This is a genomic window from Lactobacillus kitasatonis DSM 16761 = JCM 1039, assembly GCF_000615285.1.
GTDB classification, from domain to species: domain Bacteria; phylum Bacillota; class Bacilli; order Lactobacillales; family Lactobacillaceae; genus Lactobacillus; species Lactobacillus kitasatonis.
The window spans coordinates 21,598-40,948 of record NZ_BALU01000012.1; the positions used below are offsets into that span (position 1 = coordinate 21,598).

13 protein-coding genes, 2 tRNA genes, 6 pseudogenes and 1 riboswitch are annotated in these 19,351 nt (G+C 39.0%); of the genes and pseudogenes, 20 read left to right on the forward strand and 1 reads right to left on the reverse strand.

The genetic code is table 11. From position 1 onward, the window contains the following. Window positions 1-23: 23 nt before the first annotated feature. From JCM1039_RS08035 to JCM1039_RS08055, 5 genes and pseudogenes are all read left to right on the forward strand, one after another. Window positions 24-401 (forward strand): hypothetical protein, encoded by a 378-nt coding sequence (locus JCM1039_RS08035; protein WP_025015360.1) that lies wholly within the window; start codon window positions 24-26, stop codon window positions 399-401. Window positions 402-623: 222 nt separating this feature from the next. Beyond that, a complete protein-coding gene (locus tag JCM1039_RS08040) occupies window positions 624-1,874 on the forward strand; it encodes an ammonium transporter (protein WP_025015361.1) in 1,251 nt (416 codons plus the stop codon). Between the two features lie 51 nt (window positions 1,875-1,925). Beyond that, window positions 1,926-2,684: pseudogene (locus JCM1039_RS11280) on the forward strand (NADPH-dependent oxidoreductase). A 143-nt stretch (window positions 2,685-2,827) separates the two neighbouring features. Beyond that, window positions 2,828-3,064: a hypothetical protein gene (locus JCM1039_RS08050; protein WP_034533166.1), complete on the forward strand. Its 237-nt coding sequence runs from the start codon at window positions 2,828-2,830 to the stop codon at window positions 3,062-3,064. Between the two features lie 170 nt (window positions 3,065-3,234). Continuing rightward, window positions 3,235-3,307 (forward strand) — tRNA-Thr (locus JCM1039_RS08055). A 115-nt stretch (window positions 3,308-3,422) separates the two neighbouring features. On the opposite strand, the pseudogene JCM1039_RS12335 reads toward JCM1039_RS08055, so the two are convergent. Further along, window positions 3,423-3,743, reverse strand: a pseudogene (locus JCM1039_RS12335) (histidine phosphatase family protein); the annotation flags it as partial. 54 nt (window positions 3,744-3,797) lie between these two features. On the opposite strand from JCM1039_RS12335, the gene JCM1039_RS08065 reads away from it, so the two are divergent. The 15 genes and pseudogenes from JCM1039_RS08065 (at window position 3,798) to mgtA (ending at window position 19,248) form a co-directional block, all read left to right on the forward strand. Further along, window positions 3,798-4,706, forward strand: coding sequence for an LLM class flavin-dependent oxidoreductase (locus JCM1039_RS08065; protein ID WP_025015364.1), 909 nt, complete (start codon window positions 3,798-3,800; stop codon window positions 4,704-4,706). A gap of 61 nt (window positions 4,707-4,767) precedes the next feature. Beyond that, a pseudogene (locus JCM1039_RS11285) lies at window positions 4,768-5,387 on the forward strand (NAD(P)H-binding protein); the annotation flags it as partial. 279 nt (window positions 5,388-5,666) lie between these two features. Then, a complete protein-coding gene (locus JCM1039_RS08075; RefSeq protein ID WP_025015365.1) occupies window positions 5,667-6,062 on the forward strand; it encodes a hypothetical protein in 396 nt (131 codons plus the stop codon). A 29-nt stretch (window positions 6,063-6,091) separates the two neighbouring features. Continuing rightward, window positions 6,092-7,020 (forward strand): annotated as a pseudogene (locus tag JCM1039_RS11290) (glycosyltransferase family 2 protein). Window positions 7,021-7,035: 15 nt separating this feature from the next. After that, window positions 7,036-7,908 (forward strand): metallophosphoesterase family protein, encoded by an 873-nt coding sequence (locus JCM1039_RS08085; RefSeq protein WP_025015366.1) that lies wholly within the window; start codon window positions 7,036-7,038, stop codon window positions 7,906-7,908. A 402-nt stretch (window positions 7,909-8,310) separates the two neighbouring features. Next, entirely contained in the window at window positions 8,311-9,645 is a 1,335-nt protein-coding gene (locus JCM1039_RS08095; protein ID WP_025015367.1) for a PTS sugar transporter subunit IIC, read from the forward strand. Next, window positions 9,645-10,543: pseudogene (locus JCM1039_RS11295) on the forward strand (DUF7916 family protein). The gene JCM1039_RS08095 and the pseudogene JCM1039_RS11295 overlap by 1 nt, the downstream one beginning before the upstream one ends. A gap of 374 nt (window positions 10,544-10,917) precedes the next feature. Further along, window positions 10,918-11,598, forward strand: a complete 681-nt coding sequence (gene apf / locus JCM1039_RS08105) for an aggregation-promoting factor (RefSeq protein WP_025015368.1) — start codon at window positions 10,918-10,920, stop codon at window positions 11,596-11,598. A 139-nt stretch (window positions 11,599-11,737) separates the two neighbouring features. Further along, window positions 11,738-12,808 carry an SEC10/PgrA surface exclusion domain-containing protein gene (locus tag JCM1039_RS08110; RefSeq protein WP_025015369.1) on the forward strand — a complete coding sequence of 357 codons (1,071 nt, stop codon included), beginning with the start codon at window positions 11,738-11,740 and terminating at the stop codon, window positions 12,806-12,808. An 81-nt stretch (window positions 12,809-12,889) separates the two neighbouring features. Further along, a pseudogene (locus JCM1039_RS11300) lies at window positions 12,890-13,464 on the forward strand (histidine phosphatase family protein). A gap of 6 nt (window positions 13,465-13,470) precedes the next feature. Next, window positions 13,471-14,061 (forward strand): histidine phosphatase family protein, encoded by a 591-nt coding sequence (locus tag JCM1039_RS08120; RefSeq protein ID WP_025015370.1) that lies wholly within the window; start codon window positions 13,471-13,473, stop codon window positions 14,059-14,061. A gap of 67 nt (window positions 14,062-14,128) precedes the next feature. Beyond that, a complete protein-coding gene (locus JCM1039_RS08125; RefSeq protein ID WP_025015371.1) occupies window positions 14,129-14,788 on the forward strand; it encodes a putative quinol monooxygenase in 660 nt (219 codons plus the stop codon). Between the two features lie 54 nt (window positions 14,789-14,842). Beyond that, window positions 14,843-15,523: a glycerophosphodiester phosphodiesterase family protein gene (locus JCM1039_RS08130; RefSeq protein WP_025015372.1), complete on the forward strand. Its 681-nt coding sequence runs from the start codon at window positions 14,843-14,845 to the stop codon at window positions 15,521-15,523. A gap of 194 nt (window positions 15,524-15,717) precedes the next feature. Then, window positions 15,718-15,789, forward strand: a tRNA-Gln gene (locus tag JCM1039_RS08135). A 527-nt stretch (window positions 15,790-16,316) separates the two neighbouring features. Next, a riboswitch (M-box (ykoK) riboswitch) is annotated at window positions 16,317-16,480 on the forward strand. A gap of 80 nt (window positions 16,481-16,560) precedes the next feature. Beyond that, window positions 16,561-19,248: a magnesium-translocating P-type ATPase gene (gene mgtA, locus JCM1039_RS08140; RefSeq protein WP_025015373.1), complete on the forward strand. Its 2,688-nt coding sequence runs from the start codon at window positions 16,561-16,563 to the stop codon at window positions 19,246-19,248. Window positions 19,249-19,351 lie beyond the last annotated feature (103 nt).

Here is a 19,351-nt window from a genome sequence, read left to right on the forward strand (position 1 = left end):
AAAAAAGAAAAGAGTAGGTAAAAATGGCTTTAAAAATTAATCAATCAGTTTCAAAAGATGCACAAGCAAGAACTTTATTAAAAGAACTTTTAAAGGTTCACCAAATCCACCAAGCATACAATGTGCGTGAATTAACCGATGTAGATGAACAAATTTTGGAAAAGGCATTTAATACCACACGGGAAATGATGCCTAGAATTTCTGCTAAGGAAATCAAGTTTGAAGACAAGAAGTGGGATTCATTGTTCAACTTCTTGATGGCTGAACAAATTTCATTTGCACGTGTGCTTACTAATGGTGATGACAACTTGAACGAATATGTTCAAGCTAAGAACCAAACTCAACAAGCATATGCATTGGTTGAAACTGCAATCAACAATCTTGAAAACGAAAACAAATAATTAAAAGCAAATATATGCAAAGGTGCATAGAGGACATACGTCTATGCACCTTTATTTTTTATAGAAAATTAATGACAAGAAGAAAAATGAGTGTATAATGAGAATTAAATTTTATCAAACCAATATTTTTTAATTAAGCATATATGCTGCAACATCAATGAAACAGTGTATATACCAATTTTAAATATTAGGACTAATCATTTCACTTTGAGGAGGAAAAAGATGATTAATCAAACGAACACTCTATTTGTTTTTGTCGCTAGTGTTTTAGTTTTCTTTATGACACCTGGACTTGCTTTTTTCTATGGTGGCATGGTTTCAAAGAAGAATGCTGTGAACACGATGATTTCAGTATTCATGATTACAGGTGTCGCAATCGTTTTGTTTATTGTTTTTGGTTATAACTTGGCTTTTGGTAAGGATGTTGGTGGAATATTTGGTTTGAGTAAAAGTGTCTTTTTAAACGGCTTTGATTTAAAGACGCTTTATTCCAAGGATTCAGGCATCACAATTTTGACCTATTTAATGTTTCAGATGATGTTCTCGATTATTACGCCGGCGTTGTTTGTTGGTGCGGTGGTCGGAAGAATGAAATTTAAATTTTTACTTGCATTTGTCGCAATTTGGTCGATCTTGATTTATTACCCAATGGTTCATATGGTTTGGACACCAGATGGAATTCTAGCCAAAACGGGGATGCTTGATTTTGCAGGTGGGACTGTAGTTCATATTACCGCCGGTATTACCGCCTTGTTTTTATCAATTTTTGTTGGTCCAAGAATTGATTTTGATCCAAATGGTGAGGTTAAGCATTATAACTTACCATGGGTTTTAATGGGAACCAGTATATTATGGATCGGTTGGTATGGCTTCAACGTTGGTTCTGCCTTAACTGTAAGCGATGTAGCTACACAAGCGTTTTTAACTACAACTGTTGCAACTGGTACGTCATTTGTGGTTTGGATGTTTTTGGATATGTTTATTAAAGAAAAGACTACTATGATTGGCCTCTGTACGGGTGCCTTGTGTGGATTAGTCGGTATTACGCCAGCAGCTGGCTATGTTACTGTGGCAGGAGCCTTTGCCATTGGTTTTATTTGTACACTAGCCAGTTACGGCTTCATTCATGTGATTAAGCCAAAATTGAAGCTAGATGATCCACTTGATGTATTTGGCTGTCACGGCGTTTCAGGAATTGTAGGTTCGATTTTGACAGGATTATTTGCGACTAAGATTGTTAACCCGCAAATTGAAAATGGCTTGCTTTATGGTGGCGGGTTGCATTTGATTACAGCTCAGATTTTAGGAACTTTATTTACTATCATATTTGTAGGGATCATGACGACGATAATCGTTTTATTACTTAAAAAGATTATTCCAATTAGAGTATCAAAAGAAGATGAATTAATGGGGCTTGATTTAGCTGAGCACGGAGAGCAAGCAGATTACGGAATTGAATTTGAAGAAAAGTAGCCATATTATTTGTTATAATGAACTTACTGATTATTAGTAAGAAGGATGAAAATGATACATAACGAAACAATCGACACGCAATTAAATCACCGTTCTATTAGAAAATTTAAGGATCAAACTTTGACTAAAGAACAACTGGAAACTTTGTATTCTGTCTTTGGTCAAACTCCAACCAGCATGTTTATGCAAAATGCTAGCTTACTGCACGTTACCGATCATGAAGAAAAGAAGAGAATTCAAAAATTATGTAACCAAAAATATGTTGGTGCAGAAGGCGATTTGTTTATTTTTATCGTTGACTTGTATCGTAACCAACAAATTAGAAAGCAACTTGACAAAGACGACGGCCGTGTTCACACGACTGATATCTTTTTCTAAGCGATGGAAGATACGCTGCTTGCTTTTCAAAATGTCGCTAATGCGGTAGAAAGTATGGGCTTAGGCTATGTGCCACTTGGTACGATTAACGATCATCCGTTGGATTTGCTTAAGACGCTTGATTTGCCTGAGTTGACTTTTCCAGTGTTGGGGATGCAAGTAGGTGTGCCTGATCAAAAGCCACAATTGAAGCCACGTTTGCCATACAAGTTCACTTGCTTTGAAGGCAAATACAATAAAGATTTCAATGTTAAGGAGCTTAAGGACTACGACCAAGTGGTCACTACTTATTACGATTTGCGGGATGCCAACCGCAGAATCGATTCTTTTACCAAGCAAATCACTGGTGACAAGCTTAATAATCACGAAACTGATCGTGATCAATTACCAAAAGAACTTCACAAACAAGGTCTCTGTTTAGACTGGAAGTAGCAAAATAATTGACACTTTATCTCTTTTCGTCAAATAGTTGACGTTTGTATATTTATTGGCTATTGCTTATAAGCCTAGTTGAAAAATATAATATATGCGTACATTGAAAGGAGATATAGGTTTATGTTTAATGCTATTTTTGGATTTTGCTTATTTGGCTGTTAATCAATGGTATTTGGCTGTGGTTCAAACTTGATGACCAAAAGTTGCAAAAGACTTTCGCATGGATTAATGTAGTTGCCGTAATTGTCGGCTTCTGGGTATTCTATGGTGTAAGTCACCCAGCTGGTACATTAGCAACTTGGTTCTTAGTTGTTAACTGGGTCAACGTGGTCATTGCCATTTTGCAATTCTACTTCGGTTATCGTAAAGCAAACTAAATTTAAATAAACTAATAAATTAACTGAAAAACTAACACACTATTATGAATAGAATGGAGTCTCCATAACCTATATAGTTTTTGTTGATTAAAATTCGTGAGTTCATCTCCTAGCATTTTTTGCCAACTGGCGCTAGTTTTGGTATAATTCTAGTGTTATGTGGTTGGTTCGCTGAATTAGCTCAGTTGGTAGAGCATCTCCCTCGTAAAGAGAAGGTCGCCAGTTCGACTCTGGCATTCAGCACTCAGAGTACTAACAAAAAAGGCCTGTAATGGAGCCCAATCGTAAAGATTGAGTATCCATGCAGGTCTTTTTTATGTATGAAAGAAAACTGCTTAACCGCGAAATATGTGGACTTTTATCTATTAAAACTAAGTAAACAAGGTGCGAAAAAGCGATCTTCGTCTAAACTAATTTCCGTAAACGATACATTATTAACGGCCGCAATACCAGTGATATCAATGTGGAATAAGCCGGCCAGAATACCGCGAATGGTGAAGCTGTGACATACTACTAAAACCGTTTTACCAGCATCATTTTCTTTCAGGTCATGCATAAAACTATTGCAGCGATCAATCAAATCACCGTAACTTTCAGCACCCTTGTCATATTTAACGAAGTTGGGACTGAAAGTACCTCTAAAGTCAAAGGTATCAGGATATTTATCACGTAACGGTTGCGTTTCTTGACCTTACCAGTCCCCAAAATTCATTTCAGCTAGTCGCTTATCGACTTGAATTGTTTTATTATCGTCAGTCAAAATTTGGGCTATCCTGATACACCAATCTCAGATATTTCTGATTTAGGCGATGTTGCCAAGCTTGCTGAAGATTTAGGCTTTTCAGCTTTATGGATTAGAGACGTGCCATTTTATGATCCTAATTTTGGTGATGTAGGACAAGGCCTCGATCCAATGGTAACCATGGGATATTTAGCAGCTAAGACTAAAAAGATCGTAATTGGAACTGCTGGTATGATTGCTCCTCTTAGAGAACCAATTCATCTTGCTAAGGCTGCTGTTTCCGCAAATGTTTTAACAAATAATCGTTTCATTTTAAGTATGTCATCCGGTGACAGACCTGTAGAACATCCTGCATTTAAGAAAAACTTTGAAAATCGTGCTGAAACGTTCCGCGAATCATGGAAAATGATTCGTGAACTTGCGGACCCAGACAAGCCATTCCCAGTTTATAAAGGCAAGCAATATGGCGATCTATCAGGTGATATTGATTTTGTACCTAAGATGGATAAGGGCGTTAAATTACCAATGGTTGCTATCGGCCGAGCACGTCAAGAATTTGATTGGCTGGCTAATGAAGCCGATGCATGGATCTGGCATGGCGTAAATCCCAACCTTACTGAAAAGATTGTTAAGGTAATCGAAGAGTTGAACAAGGACAATACTTGGCATCCCTTCGGTTATGCCAACTTCGTAGAATTGCTTGACAATCCGGATGCCCCAGCTGAGCTTTACAACAACATCTATCTTCGTGGTGGTTCTAGATCAATCGCGGAATATTATCGTCAGCGAAAAGAATTAGGTTTGTCCCACGTAACTATTAACTTGAAGCCAACGAACAGACCATACGAAGATACTTTGAAAGATCTTGCAGAGAACGTTTTGGATAAGGTTAACAATTAAAATACTCCAAGTTGAGTTTGCTTTAAAATGATTAGTTAAAAGACAAGGTGAGTGAATAATTATGACTAAGTTATTAATTATTGGTGCTACAAGTCAAATTGCTATCCAAGCAGAGAATATGTTGTTAGATGATTCAGATGTTGAGATGACACTCTTTTTGAGACATCCCGAGAAGCCGGCTGATAAGTTCAAGAATCTGAAGGTAATTGTAGGGGATGCCACTAATTATGATGACGTCTATGCTGCACGTGATGGTCAAGATATAGTCTATGCAAGTTTAGCAGGCGACGTACAAGAAGAGGCTAAGACCATCGTTAAGGCAATGGATGATGCAGGCAAGAAGCGTCTTATCTGGACATCATCATTAGGTATTTACAATGAAATCCCAGGCGAGTTCGGTCGCTGGAACCAACAAGTATTAGGCGGCTACTGCCACAGATACCGTTTGGCTGCAGATGTAGTTGAAAAGAGTGATCTGGATACACTATTATTCGCCCTGCTTGGTTGACCAATTTAGATGAGGTAGACTACGAAACCGCTCACCGCAATGATCCATTTAAGGGGACCTAAGTTTCACGTAAGAGTGTGGCTGCCTACGTGATTAGCTTAGTTAAGGATCCAGATAAAGATGTTCGAGATTCTGTCGGAGTTGATAAACCAGGAACAGAAGGTGATCGTCCACGTAAGTCAGTAATGCTTGCTAATGGCGGCTATGAACCTGACTTAAAAGAAGATATTAAAGTAAGATTTAAGTAACCAAAGTAAAACTACGTAATTAATACAGCATACATAAAAAGCGTTTAAACAAAAAGTTCAGACGCTTTTTTAATATCGATGATAAACATCATAGTCACTTCTTTTCACACATTTATTATAGTCAGTTTTGTGAAGCTTTGCTCAAACTATGCCTTATAATGTAATTATGTATTGAAAATAGTAATAAAAAAGGAAAGCGATATTATGCCACTTTGTCAATTATTTATTAATAAGGAACAAAACAAATTCATGCTGATCAAAATGCCCGATGAGGTGACCCCAGGTAAGTATCAAAATTGGGCCAGTGAAAAGGAAAGAGAAAATAACATCCAAACCTTTAACTTTTCGCAACAAATGCTTGATCGAATTGCTTTAAAATATGTGGATGATAGTCAAGCTCAGCCCTACGAAGCTAAGTATGTCTTAATGAAGGCACCAGACGAGGAAGGATTGTTTGTTTCTAGTTTGGAACTTAGCATCAATGGGGATGAAAAGATGGATATCGTCAGAAATGGTCTACTGATTATTTTTGACGAAAACGAAGTAAAGCATTTCACTGAGATTTTGCAAGACGCATGGAATGAAGGCGGGATGCAATAAAAATATATAAGGGAGAAAAACGTTAATTAATGAAGAAATTATCAATTATTGTTCCTTGCTATAACGAACAGGAATCATTGCCGCTGTTTTATCCAGCGGTCAAAAAGATCGTCAAAAAAATACCGGTTGAGCCGGAATATATTTTTGTTAACGATGGCTCAAGCGATGATACCTTAGATGAACTGAAAAAGTTCCAAAAGCAAGATAAAGAGCGCGTCCACTACATTTCTTTTTCAAGGAATTTTGGTAAAGAAGCAGCCCTTTATGCAGGATTACAGGCTGCAACAGGTGATTTAGTTGTGGTAATGGATGCCGATTTGCAGGATCCGCCGGAATTATTGATCGAAATGTACTATTTGATCATGACTGGAAACTGGGATATGGTTGCTGCCGCCGAGTTGATCGCAATGGTGAAAATAGACTGAAGTCATGGCTAAGCGACATGTTTTACAAGATTGCCAATAAGATTTCGGAGACAAAACTAGTGCCAGGCGTACGTGACTACCGCATGATGACGCGCCAAGTCGTTGATGCAGTCTTATCAATGTCAGAATACAGCCGCTTTTCTAAAGGAATTTTTAGCTGGGTTGGCTTTAACACGAAGTACCTCAGCTACGGCAACGTACAACGTGTTGCCGGCAAGAGCGACTGGACCATTTGGCAACTATTCAGATATGCCATGGATGGAATCTCTGACTTCTCTCAAGCACCATTGAACATCACCCTTTGGCTGGGCTTTATTTCATTTTTTGTTTCATTTATCGCAATCATCTTTATCGTAGTAAGGCATTGGATATTCCCACAATATGCTATTAATGGTTGGTCATCGCTTGTTTGTATCATCCTTTTGATCGGTGGTTTACAATTATTATGCATAGGACTGGTTGGTCGCTACATTGGCCGAATCTATTTGCAAGTTAAGCGAAGACCAATTTATATTATTAAAGAGAAGAAATAAAGAAGAGCGGGCAAAATGACCAAAAAGATTTTTAACAACACGTTGGCAGACGATCGAGTGAAGGAAAATTATATTTTTATTTCTGATATTCATGGCAATCATGAGACACTTGACTTGATTGAACAAGCTAAAAAAGACTACCCATACGCTCAACTCGTTACCGGTGGTGACTACATCGATGGCCGTGGCAGCGTAAAGGAAGTCTTGGATTATTTAATTGAACAAAAAAGTGAAGGCGCCGTTGTTTTACTCGGAAATCATGAACAAATGATGCTTAATTACGCCAATGAACGTGAACACCCAGATGGCATTTGGTTCTTTAATAGTGGTCGCGATACGTTAAGGCAATTGTTTGGCGGAGTGGCTACACCTGAAGAATTGAGAATGAGTAAATATTACCGTTTCTTGATGGGATGCCCAATTATGTATGACACGCCTAATATCATTTTTGTTCATGGCGGCGTTAGACCAGATGAAAAGTATGATGATCCAGCTACATATAATAGTGTTGATCATGGCTTTAAGATCGATTATGACTTTTATCGTATTTGGGTTAGGGAAAAGTTTTGGTATTCCGACACGTTAAATAAAAAGATCGCTCATAATAAGACCAAGAAGACAATCGTCGTGGGTCATACGCCAACTTGTGGACTAGAAGGCGTGTTTGACGATGGTCGCTTGATGAATTGCTTGTCACCAGATCATTGTATTGTGAGAAAGATGCAATATCCTGGTGAACCCGCTAGAATCTTTACGGATGGTGGCTCGCACTCTGATCCTTTAATTTATCCGCATAACGATGGTAATGTCGTCGTTTTAAATGGTAAAGGCGATATCGTTAAAGTTTATAACTACAACAATCCGCAAGGAACAGAAGTAGAAGAATAAATAATAGTAGAAAAAATAAAAAGACCGAAATTCCATTAGAATTTCGGTCTTTTTTGATTTAGAGATCTAAAAAAATATAATTAGTCTTCGACTTTCTTAGCTTCGTTCATAGCTTTCATGATTGAAGGATTCTTTGAGTGGCAATCCTTGATCATTTGTAAATCTTCTTCGCTCAATGTAACAACATATTTACTCATAATTTTTATTCCTCGCTTTTATTTGAAAATACACTTTAACTATAGCACTTAAGCCAATTACTGCAAAGATGAAAATATTCTCAAAAATATTTTCTAAAAATACTGGCAAATTAAGCGTTTTCATTGTATTATAGTGCCATAAAGGTATATACCAAAAGAGAATGTAAGAGCTCTGTTTTTTGTAGTATATGGAAGAGGATTTATTATGGCTGATAAAAAATCTGGGGGCTTAACAGCGTTCGTTAATGAACACATTATGCCTGTAGCTGCCAAAATAGGTGGCTTTAAACCGTTAATCGCTATTCGTGACGGTATCGCAATGGCAATGCCGTTAATCATCACAGGATCATTATTCATGATCATCAATTCATTCCCAGTGCCAGGATGGTCCGATTGGCTAGCTAAGACAGCTGTACATGGCGTAAGCTTGTCACAAGTTTTAGCTAAAATCACCAACGGTTCCTTCGGTATCATGGGTTTAGTTGCAGCCTTTGGTATTGCATGGAGCTATGCCAACCAACATAAGACTGATGGTGTTTCAGCTGGTATTATTTCCACATCAGTCTTCTTCATCTTGACTCCAAGTATTATGAGCGGCGACAAGGTTCCTGTAGAAGGTTTCCCTTACACCTACTTAGGTAGTAAAGGCTTGTTCGTTGCAATTATCTTTGGACTTATTACTGGATGGATTTTCCAATGGTTCATTAACCACAACATCCAAATTAAGATGCCTGAAACTGTTCCACCTGCAGTTGCCAAGAGTTTCTCAGCATTGATTCCAGGTGCTGTAGTAATTGCAATCGCAGGTTGTGTTTACTGGCTCTTCACTTGGGCTGGTTGGGGCAACATCCACGACGTAATTATGAACATCCTTGCTAAGCCATTAGGTGCTTTAGGTGATACCTTAATCGGTACTTTAGTTTCTATCTTATTGGTAAGTTTGTTCTGGTTCGTTGGTATCCACGGTGGTAACGTTGTTAACACTGCTATGTCACCAATCTGGCTTATGCAAACTGACGCAAACCGTGTCTTGAACCAAGCAGGTCACTTGGACTTAGCACACGGCGGTCACATTATTACTCAACCATTCATCGACAACTTCGTTTACATGGGTGGTGGTGGTGCCACTATCGGTTTGGTACTTTGCATCGGTTACTTAGTATGGCGTAAGCGTGCAAGTAAGCAAAGTGAAGTTTTAGCACCATTGACTATCGTTCCTGGTTTATTCAACATTAACGAACCAACAATGTTTGGTTTGCCAGTTGTTATGAACTTGATGTTAATCATTCCATTTATTCTTGCACCAATGGTTAACGCAATCACTACTTACATTGCCATGAACTTGGGCTTGGTTCCATTATGTAACGGTACTGTTATTACTTGGACTATGCCACCACTTATTTCAGGATTCTTGGCAACTGGTAGTATCGCAGGATCAATTTTGCAGCTGATTAACATTGTATTGGATGTATTGATTTACTTACCATTCATGTCAGCATTGAACAAACGTCAATTAATGGAAGAAAATAAGGCTAAATAATGGTAACAAGATTAATTAGTGCAAATTCTAGTGAATTGTTAAAAATGAACGGCGACGAGCTGAAGCAAAGCATTAAGCGAGTGAAGGCCGGACCGTTTTAAGTGAAAATGTTGTAATTCAACCTGCCATTGATGGCTTGACGATGTCTGAAATTGCGGCTGCCTTTGGTGCAGACCTGATTTTGCTTAACTTATTTGATGTGTTTGAGCCAAAAGTTAGCGGCCTGGATGTAAAGTACGCCCAAGACACTGTCAAAAGATTAAAAGAACTTACTGGCCGACCAATCGGCGTTAACTTAGAGCCGGTTGACCCAGATGCCAAGATGGAGTCGACTAAGTTTGAACTGCCTAAAGGTAGAATTGCGACCGCTGAATCAATGCGTCGCGCAGAAGAATTAGGCTTCAACTTCGTCTGCTTTACTGGTAATCCAGGTAGCGGCGTTACAAATAAAATGATTGTGCAAGCTGTAAAGACTGCCAAGGAGAACTTCTCCGGCATGATTATTGCGGGTAAGATGCATGGTGCAGGTGTTGATGAGCCGGTTGCTGACGAAGAGTCGGTTAAGGCCATGATTGATGCAGGAGCTGATGTGATTTTGGTACCTGCAGTGGGCACTGTGCCAGGCTTTACCAGTGATGAGTTGATTAAGATTGTTAAGATCGTTCATCAACATGACGGCTTGGTAATGAGCACGATTGGTACTAGCCAAGAGAGTTCAGGTAGAGACGTGATTCGTGAGATTGCACTTAAAAACAAAACTTGCGGTGTTGATATCCAACATATTGGGGATGCCGCTTGGGGTGTTTTGCCACCAACAGAGACTATCTTTGAATTAAGTAAGACGATCCGCGGCTTGAATCACACTATTTCTAGAATGGCACGTTCTATAAATAGGTAGTAATTACATTATTAATAGGTAGAAAAAGGTTCAATGAATAATATTGGACCTTTTTCTTTGTAATAGTTTTTGCAGAAATGTTTCAGAGTGTTAAGAGCGAACATGCTTTTGCACATAGCAAATAAAAGGTAAAAAATAACCCTAAACTTTGATATAACAGCATTTTGCATGATCAAAAATAAGTTACATAAATATTACAAGTGTTACAAAAGCGACACATTCAGTAATACTTTCTTAATAAGCGAGTGATATTCCTGTTATGGTTCTGCAACGAAAGCACTGTAGTATATAACTTGTCAATTGAATGAGACAGACGAATAAGTGAAAATTCGTTACTTATTATTTATTTTTTAAACTTTAAGGAGAGAATTTTTTTGAAAATCAAATCTATCTTAGTTAAGTCAATTGCAGTAGCTGCTATGTCAGTTACAGGTTTAGTAGCAGCAAACAATGTAACTTCAAACACTGCTCAAGCTGCTATCGTACAAAACGATGCAAGCGTAGTAACTGTAAACTACGTATCAAATAACGCAATCAACGTATACAACAATTACGAAAACCCAGTAGCAACTGGTCAAACTTTAGCAAGCAACACTTCATGGAAAGTAATCAAGACTGCTTACGACTCAAAGGGCCACAAGTGGTACGACTTAGGTAAGAACCAATGGGTTCGTGCTAAGTACGTAACTATTGGTTACCACGCAGCTGCTGCTCAAACTCAAGCACAAACTACTACTAACACTGCTGCTCAAACTTCAGTACAATCACAACAAACGCAAACTCAAACCACTTCAAACACTAGCGCTTCATCATACACTTCAAGTGCAACTGGTTCAGAAGCTAGTGCTAAGGCTTGGATTGCTAGCCGTGAATCAGGTGGCTCATACAGTGCTTCTAACGGTCAATACGTAGGTAAATACCAACTTTCAGCTTCATACTTGAACGGTGACTACTCAGCTGCCAACCAAGAAAGAGTTGCTGACAATTACGTAAAGAGTCGTTACGGTTCATGGTCAGCTGCTAAGTCATTTTGGCAAGCAAACGGCTGGTACTAATAAGCAACCTCGAAAATGACAATTTAATAACACCTAAAAGGTACACGCTTACATTAAAGTTGTGTGCCTTTTTTGCTATAATATCTATATAAGTATAAGGAATACTATTAGTGTACAGGGAACAACGGAGGTAAACCATATGTCCAGAAAGGTAATGATGACTTTACTTGCCAGTGTTTGCTTGCTGACTTCCGCTGCCGCAGTCACGGAAAATGTTACACCACAAACTGTGCAAGCTGCTACCAAAGGTAAAGTTCAAGTAAAAGGCAATAAGAAAGTCCGACTTTATACTTCGAAGGGCAAAAAGACCAATTACTACGCCTATGCAGGTAGAAAATATTCTTACTCTAAAAAAGGTTATATAAAGATTGGTAAGAAAAAATATTCCGCATATAAACTTAGCGCTAATTCTTACTGGATTTTGGCTAAAAATGTCAAAACTGTAAAGGATACAACTCCATCAACTAACCTTTATGCTCAAGCGGCAATCAAAATGCCAAGTGGCTACACTCTTAGTGCATTGCTTGAAGCATATAAGGGAAGTCCAAGTCCTGAATTCGTTAAGGCTTCGATGGAAGGCATGGAGATCAACAACTTCTCTCGTATCGTAGCCGGTGAAAGCAAGGAAGACGAAAAGATAATAGATCCTGACCATCTTTCAGCCAGTGATCAACAAGAGTTAGCTGAATTTTCTTTGCGTATGATTAATAGTGCACGTGAACAACTTGGTTTGCGTCCATGGGTTTACAGTGAAGGTACACAAAAGTTGGCTGATGATATTGCTAGCGAATATCAAAGAACTGGCCACAGTATTAGAGACAACGGTCACTATGTTGCCGGAATTGTTAGAGCCTGCAAGAAGAACGGTCTTAACTTAGACGATAACTACGTTGAAGACATGGCTGGTTTCACCATTAATAAAAAGACAATGCCAATGGGTGAAATGAAGCGTGACGTTTACTTCGGTTTGAAGCAAATGATCTTCGGCTTTGCCGGTGCTGGTGAAGCTCAACGCGACGACAGAAATCTTTACCGTGAATGGGAACACGCTGGTGACATCTTCAACACCCAAGGTTCTCGTCATGATGGCGACTACAATTACTATGGCTTCAGTATTTCAAGAACCGGTAATATATATTCAATGCACTTCATCAGTGTGCCATCATTTATTGTGGATAGTAAAGAATTCAACAACAGCTTCAGACCTTAGAATTAAAATAGCCAAAGAGCACGCATTAAGCGTGCTTTTTTGATAAGATATAGAAAACGTGAAAATACGGGGGAAATTTTTGTGACAAAAACTTTATATCTAGTTCGTCATGGACAGACTTATTTTAATTACTACCATAAGGTGCAAGGGCGTTGTGATTCACCACTTAACGAGAAGGGTATCCGCCAAGTAGAAATGGCGCGCGATTACTTCCAAAACAAGCACATTCACTTTGATAAAGCATTTTCTTCAACTCAAGAAAGAGCATGTGATACGCTTGAAATTATTACGGACCACAAGATGCCATATACGCGTTTGAAAGACTTGCGGGAAAAGTGCTACGGTATCTTTGAAGGCCGCGATGAATTCTTGTTGCCATGGAACTACGGTAATTCTAATGTTGATCCAACTATGGAAAAAAATGAAGACGTGGTAGCTCGCATGCGCCGCGCCGTTGTGGAAATTATGGATGGCATTGACGATGGTGAAGCCGCACTTGTTTGCGGCCACGGCGATATTTTGGCTAGATATGTTAGGGATGCAACTGATAATCCTAACTTTCCTGCTTTGCCAATGCCTCAATTGTTAAGTTGACAGTTGATGGCGATAAAGTTCATTTTGATGAGTATGTGTGGCCCGCAGAAGATTTGGGATAACTTTAAATGACAATAAATTTGTATTTAGTTAGACATGGACAGACTTTATTCAATAAAGAACATCGGATGCAAGGCAGCTGTGATTCTGCTTTAACTCCATTAGGCGTTAAACAAATTGAAGCAACTCGCGATTATTTTGCGCAAAATGGCATTGCCTTCGATCGGGCGTATTGTTCTACGCAGGAGCGTGCTAGCGATACGCTTGAGATTATCGCTGGTCCTGAGATGAAATATGACCGTTTGAAGGAACTAAAAGAAAAAGATTATGGTATTTATGAGGGTAGAAATATTCTGCTTTGGCCATTTAGACGTTTAGTGGGGAGTAGTACGATCGAGGACGACCGTGAAGTGACGGAGCGGATGGAGCGCGGCATGAATTTGATCTTGAGGGATGCTCAGGATGGTGAAAATATTCTGGTCGTGGGTCATGGCGACAGCATGGGACACTACATCCGTGAGCGTGCCGGTGGTAATAAATTCCCTGGCTTTCATAATGCGGAATTTGCCTTGCTCCAAAGCGATGGCAACGAAGTTGAATATGAAGAAAATGTTTGGCCTGCAAAAGATGTGCGAATCGATCAAATAACTGGTAATTAATCGTTCGAATTTGGTACATTAGCTTATAATAAGTGTGTAAAAATTATGATACGAGGCTAGAAGAAAAATGGATGAAACACCAATTTTTAAAATTACTAAGTTAAATATTGCAGAAAAAGATCGTAGTGAATATATTCGTGAAGCAGAAAATAACATGCACGATTCAATTCCTGCAGAAGAAGGTACTTTGCTTATTGGTAGCGGCCACGATGACGCACAAGGTGAAGACAACTACGAAGTTGAATTGTTCCGTAACAAGGGTGCGGAAGATTTGCACATCGCAGAATCTCATGCCGATGACTTCGCTGAAGTAATTAACAAGATTGCTACCAGCAAGGAAGTTATTGATTTGAAGCCGGAAGTAATTACCACTCATGCACAAAAGGCTTTGAACAGTTACGCAGATAACTTTGTAATGCGTTTGATCAAGGTTGAAGTTAAGAAGGGTAACGAAGAAGCATATGCTCATTCAGTCAAGAAGGAAATGACTACTAGTATTGCTTCTGAACCAGGCATGGAAATCATGATGTCCGGTACCAACAAGGCCAACCCTAATGAATGGTACTTCTTTGAAGTTTATGCAAATGATCAAGCATACGACACTCACGTTCAAACACCACATTACAAGGAATACATTGAAGAAACTGACGGCATGGTTGAAAGAAGAGACGTTAAGAATCTTGTAAGAGATGCCTTAGCAACTCAAGGTGCTATTGTTTTGGATTAATAAAATAAAGAAAAGATGCCGCCGCAAGGCGGTATTTTTTTGAGGTTAAAAATCATGACTAATACGATTATTTTTGCTCACCGCGGCTTGCCGGTGAAATTTGCGGAGAATTCGCTTGAAGGTTTTCGCTATGCAGTAACACATGGTGTAGAAGGTGTGGAGTTTGATGTGCATTTGACTAAGGACAAGGTGCCAGTGGTCATGCACGATGAAGAAATCGATCGCACGACTGATGGAACAGGCTATATTAAGGATTACACGATAAGTGAGATTAGGAAGTTTCATTTGGCTAATGGTGAGCCGGTACCAATGCTCAGCGAATTGTTTGAGATTTTGCAGAATAAAGATGTCTATATTAACTTGGAATTCAAGACTAACAAGGTTCATGATGTTGGGATTGAAGGAATCGTTTTAGCATTGGTGAAAAAATATCATTTTGTCCATCCCATCATTTTTTCTTCATTCAATTACCAGACTTTGAAAAATTGTCAGCGAATTGATCTGCACCAGCAGTACTGCTTTTTAACGAAGGTGCCAGTGGCTTTGCCAGAACATTTTGTAAAGAAGAATCACTTTGCGGCAATTCACCCGCATTTCTATTTGCCAAGCAAGGTAACGCAGCGGATTTGGACGGTAGATAATCCAAGATTGGCAAAACGATATTTCAAGTTGGGTGTAGCTGGGATTTTTACTAATAATTTTGAGTTGATGAATAAGGTGAAAAGAGAAGGTTGATAAATAATTACGATTATACTAATTATGATTAGACTAATTACGATTATTTATAGTCGAAAACTAGGCGAATAAAATTAATTCAAAAAAATTTAAATTTTTACTTGCATTTTATTTGTCATTCCCCTATACTATTAACTGTTGAGCGATTGAGGGATCGTTCAAATAGAACCAATTCAAGTAAAAGGTTTGAAGATTGGGTTATAGCCAAGTGGTAAGGCAATGGTTTTTGGTACCATCATGCGCTGGTTCGAATCCAGCTAACCCAATAGGTGAGGTCAGGCAGTGAGCCTGATCTTTTTTATTCGTTTCGGATATTTCATGTTATAATCTTTATATGAAAAGAAGCCAACGGCCGCAATCCGTTGACTTCGATCGTAGTTTTAGATAACTGTTGGTTTAGCTAATCCTTGTGATTAGCTTTTTTGTTATCGCATAGGCTATAGCCAAATTGATAGCTAATTTGCCTAAAGCACCTAGAACGATGCTGATTGCAATAGCCTAAGTTACCACGGAGCACTAAACCTCCAAACTATCCGTTTATGCATAACTCTCACCTCCGTAATTTCAAAATGTGTGAGGGGTGGTTAGTTATGCTAAAACTACTAAACACAAATAGTTGCAACATATCCATGTCTATAAAATAGTATATCAAAATTAAATTATAAAAAACACGTGTTCATTGCAAACGCGAGTTTTTTATCTTTCTTAAATTCTTTTACAAATTCTAACGATTTAGTAAAGATAATTGCATTGTCAAATAATATGCATATAATAAACATGAAAATTGAAAAAGCAAATAAACTGTTAGGTGAGGCTCCTACGTGAACACAAGCTATCGCCCGGAAACATCCAGAGATGCCAACGAGTAAAATAGTTCTTGTCGAGATAAGGCGAGATCCAGATAGCTAGCCTGTGCTTACGTCACGTAGTGTCAAAACTGAACGACGAGGAAACATCGCTTAGATAAGGAGTTAATACTAATTGGTATTGGCTCCTTTTTAGTTTGTTTGCGTGTTTAATCAGAAAGTGTGATTAACATGGCAAAAAACAAGTTGCTGATTAATAAGAAGACAGCCGATACAGAGTTTGTTAAGCAGATCGCTAGGCAAACTCCCGAAGAAGCGTTAAAGACGCTACATAGTTCGCTAGACGGTCTGTCTTCGGCGGAAGCTAAAGAGCGTTTGGAGAAGAATGGTCTTAACGAAGTTGCGACCAAGAAGCACAACACGAAATTGCATTTCTTCATTGAATCATTCTTCACTCCTTTCACAATGGTCCTGTTGCTGCTAGCAACGGTGTCGCTGTTTACCGACTACGTCTTCGTGCCGGCAGATCAAAAGGACCTGAGTACTGTGATCATTATGATTACGATGATCATCATTTCTGGATTAACATCCTTTATCCAGAATGTGAAAACTAATGACGCAGTTGAAGACCTCTTAAACATGGTGTCTGTAACTACCAATATTCGTCGCAATCAAAAGGACGAAGAAATTTCTACCAAGCAAGTAGTTGTCGGCGATATTATTAATATCCACGCTGGGGACATGGTGCCAGCAGATATTAGATTGCTCAAAACTAAAGACTTGTTCTGTTCATCAAGTTCTTTGAACGGTGAATCAACGCCTGTGGAAAAGATTGCGACTAAGAAGCCTGATCAAAAAGACATGGATCAATATTTGGACTATCCTGATGTAATCTATCAAGGAACAACTATTATGTCAGGTTCAGGTGTTGGCGTTGTTTTGGCCACTGGTGAACAAACTGTCTTTGGTCGTTTGGCTAAGGATATTTCAAACAACGACGTTAAGGAAACTAACTTCGATGTTGGTATCAAGAATATTTCTAAATTATTGTTAACAATGACCGCGATCATTGCACCTTTAGTTTTGGTCATCAACGGTTTAACTAAAGGTAACTGGCTCAACGCTTTGCTGTTTGCGATTGCCACAGCCGTTGGACTTACTCCAGAAATGTTGCCAGTTATTGTTACTAGTAATTTGGTTAAGGGTTCGCTAGAAATGTCCAAGCACGGCACCATCGTTAAAAAGATGAACTCCATCCAAAACTTCGGTGCCGCCGACGTGCTTTGTACTGATAAAACCGGTACTTTGACCCAAAACAAGGTTGTATTGGAACGGCACTACAACTTGGATATGAAGGAAAATCCACAGGTTTTGCGCTTGGCTTACTTGAACTCGTACTTCCAAACGGGGATGCACGATTTGATGGACCAAGCCATCATCGATGCCGCTAGCGATGAGCTAGATGTTAGTGAAATTAAACACGACTACACTAAGGTTGATGAAATTCCATTCGACTTCAAGCGCCGTCGCATGAGTGTCGTGGTCAAGCGCCACGGCGATGGTCGTATCTTGGTAACTAAGGGTGCTGCCGAAGAAATGCTTGCTTGCTGCAATCGTGTGCAAGTTGGCAGTCACATCAACGATTTAACTGATGATTACAAAGAAAAAGTTTTAAAGCACATTGAAGATTTGAACAAAGATGGTTTGAGAGTTGTTTTGTTAGCTTACAAGAACAATCCTGCTCAAGCCGGTGAATTCAATGTTAGCGATGAAAAAGATTTGATCCTAACCGGATTCTTGGCCTTCCTTGATCCACCTAAGGATGACGTTAAGGACGTGCTTAAGAAGTTAAAGCAAGACGGTATTACCGTTAAGATTTTGACTGGTGATAACGCTGCTGTAACTAAGAGCGTTGCTTCAAGAGTGGGCTTGAACACTAAGTACATTTATAGTGAAAAAGACTTTGCTGGTAAGAGCGACGATGAAGTTAAAAAGATGGTTGAAGAATGTAGCCTCTTTGTAAAGCTTTCACCAGAGTCAAAGGCTAGAATTATTCAGATTTTGAAGGAAAATGGTCACACGGTTGCTTACATGGGAGACGGTATCAACGATACGCCAGCCATGAAGAAGGCCGATGTAGCAATCTCAGTTGATACGGCTGTTGATATTGCAAAAAAGAGTGCGGACATTATCTTGCTGCACAAGAGTCTGCTCATCTTGGAGCACGGTGTCATAATCGGCCGTCAGATCTTTGCCAACACGATGAAATACATCAAGATTACGTTGTCATCTAACTTTGGTAATATTTTATCGATCTTGGTTGCTTCATCATTCCTACCATTTTTGCCAATGCTTCCAATGCAATTGTTGATTCTAGACTTGATCTACGGGACATCTTGTTTGTCACTTCCATTTGATAGAGTTGGTGAAAAATACTTGGAAGTACCACGTAAGTGGAAGACAAAGAAGTTGCCTAAGTTCATGTTCTTCTTTGGTCCGACATCTTCAATCTTTGATGTCATTACGTTTGCCTTGCTTTACTTCTGGATTTGTCCAAGTACTGTGGGCACAAGTTATGTGGCTGCTACTCCAGGGCAAAAGGCTGTCTTTATGGCCATCTTCTGGAGTGGCTGGTTCATCGAATCACTCTGGACACAGGAAATGGTTATCCAAGCATTGCGTGATCCAGCAATTCCATTCTTGCGACAGCACTCTTCAGGCGTAGTAATGCTCGCTACGATCGGTGCAGGTTTGATCGGCACCGCGATGCCTTATATTCCAAGCTTGGCTAAGGTAATGAAATTCGGTCCGATCCCAGAAAATTATGTTCTGGTAGTTCTTGTACTTTTGACTTTGTACATTGCATTGACTACGGTGGTAAAGCACTGGTACATGAAGAAAGAGAAGTTCTTGATTTAATGAAAGACTATAAAAAGATACTTAATCAGTTGCTTTTAATATGTGGGATTATTAGTTATATCTTCTTACTGTTAGAAGCATTGCCAATATTTCGGTTTTTTTA

Bases quoted from the DNA above. Each gene is read 5' to 3' on its own strand.
- JCM1039_RS08075 (WP_025015365.1), top strand. From the start codon at position 5,667: ATGCCACTTTGTCAATTATTTATTAATAAGGAACAAAACAAATTCATG.
- JCM1039_RS08035 (WP_025015360.1), top strand. From the start codon at position 24: ATGGCTTTAAAAATTAATCAATCAGTTTCAAAAGATGCACAAGCAAGA.
- JCM1039_RS08040 (WP_025015361.1), top strand. From the start codon at position 624: ATGATTAATCAAACGAACACTCTATTTGTTTTTGTCGCTAGTGTTTTA.
- JCM1039_RS08110 (WP_025015369.1), top strand. From the start codon at position 11,738: ATGTCCAGAAAGGTAATGATGACTTTACTTGCCAGTGTTTGCTTGCTG.
- JCM1039_RS08095 (WP_025015367.1), top strand. From the start codon at position 8,311: ATGGCTGATAAAAAATCTGGGGGCTTAACAGCGTTCGTTAATGAACAC.
- JCM1039_RS08130 (WP_025015372.1), top strand. From the start codon at position 14,843: ATGACTAATACGATTATTTTTGCTCACCGCGGCTTGCCGGTGAAATTT.
- JCM1039_RS08125 (WP_025015371.1), top strand. From the start codon at position 14,129: ATGGATGAAACACCAATTTTTAAAATTACTAAGTTAAATATTGCAGAA.
- mgtA (WP_025015373.1), top strand. From the start codon at position 16,561: ATGGCAAAAAACAAGTTGCTGATTAATAAGAAGACAGCCGATACAGAG.
- JCM1039_RS08120 (WP_025015370.1), top strand. From the start codon at position 13,471: ATGACAATAAATTTGTATTTAGTTAGACATGGACAGACTTTATTCAAT.
- JCM1039_RS08085 (WP_025015366.1), top strand. From the start codon at position 7,036: ATGACCAAAAAGATTTTTAACAACACGTTGGCAGACGATCGAGTGAAG.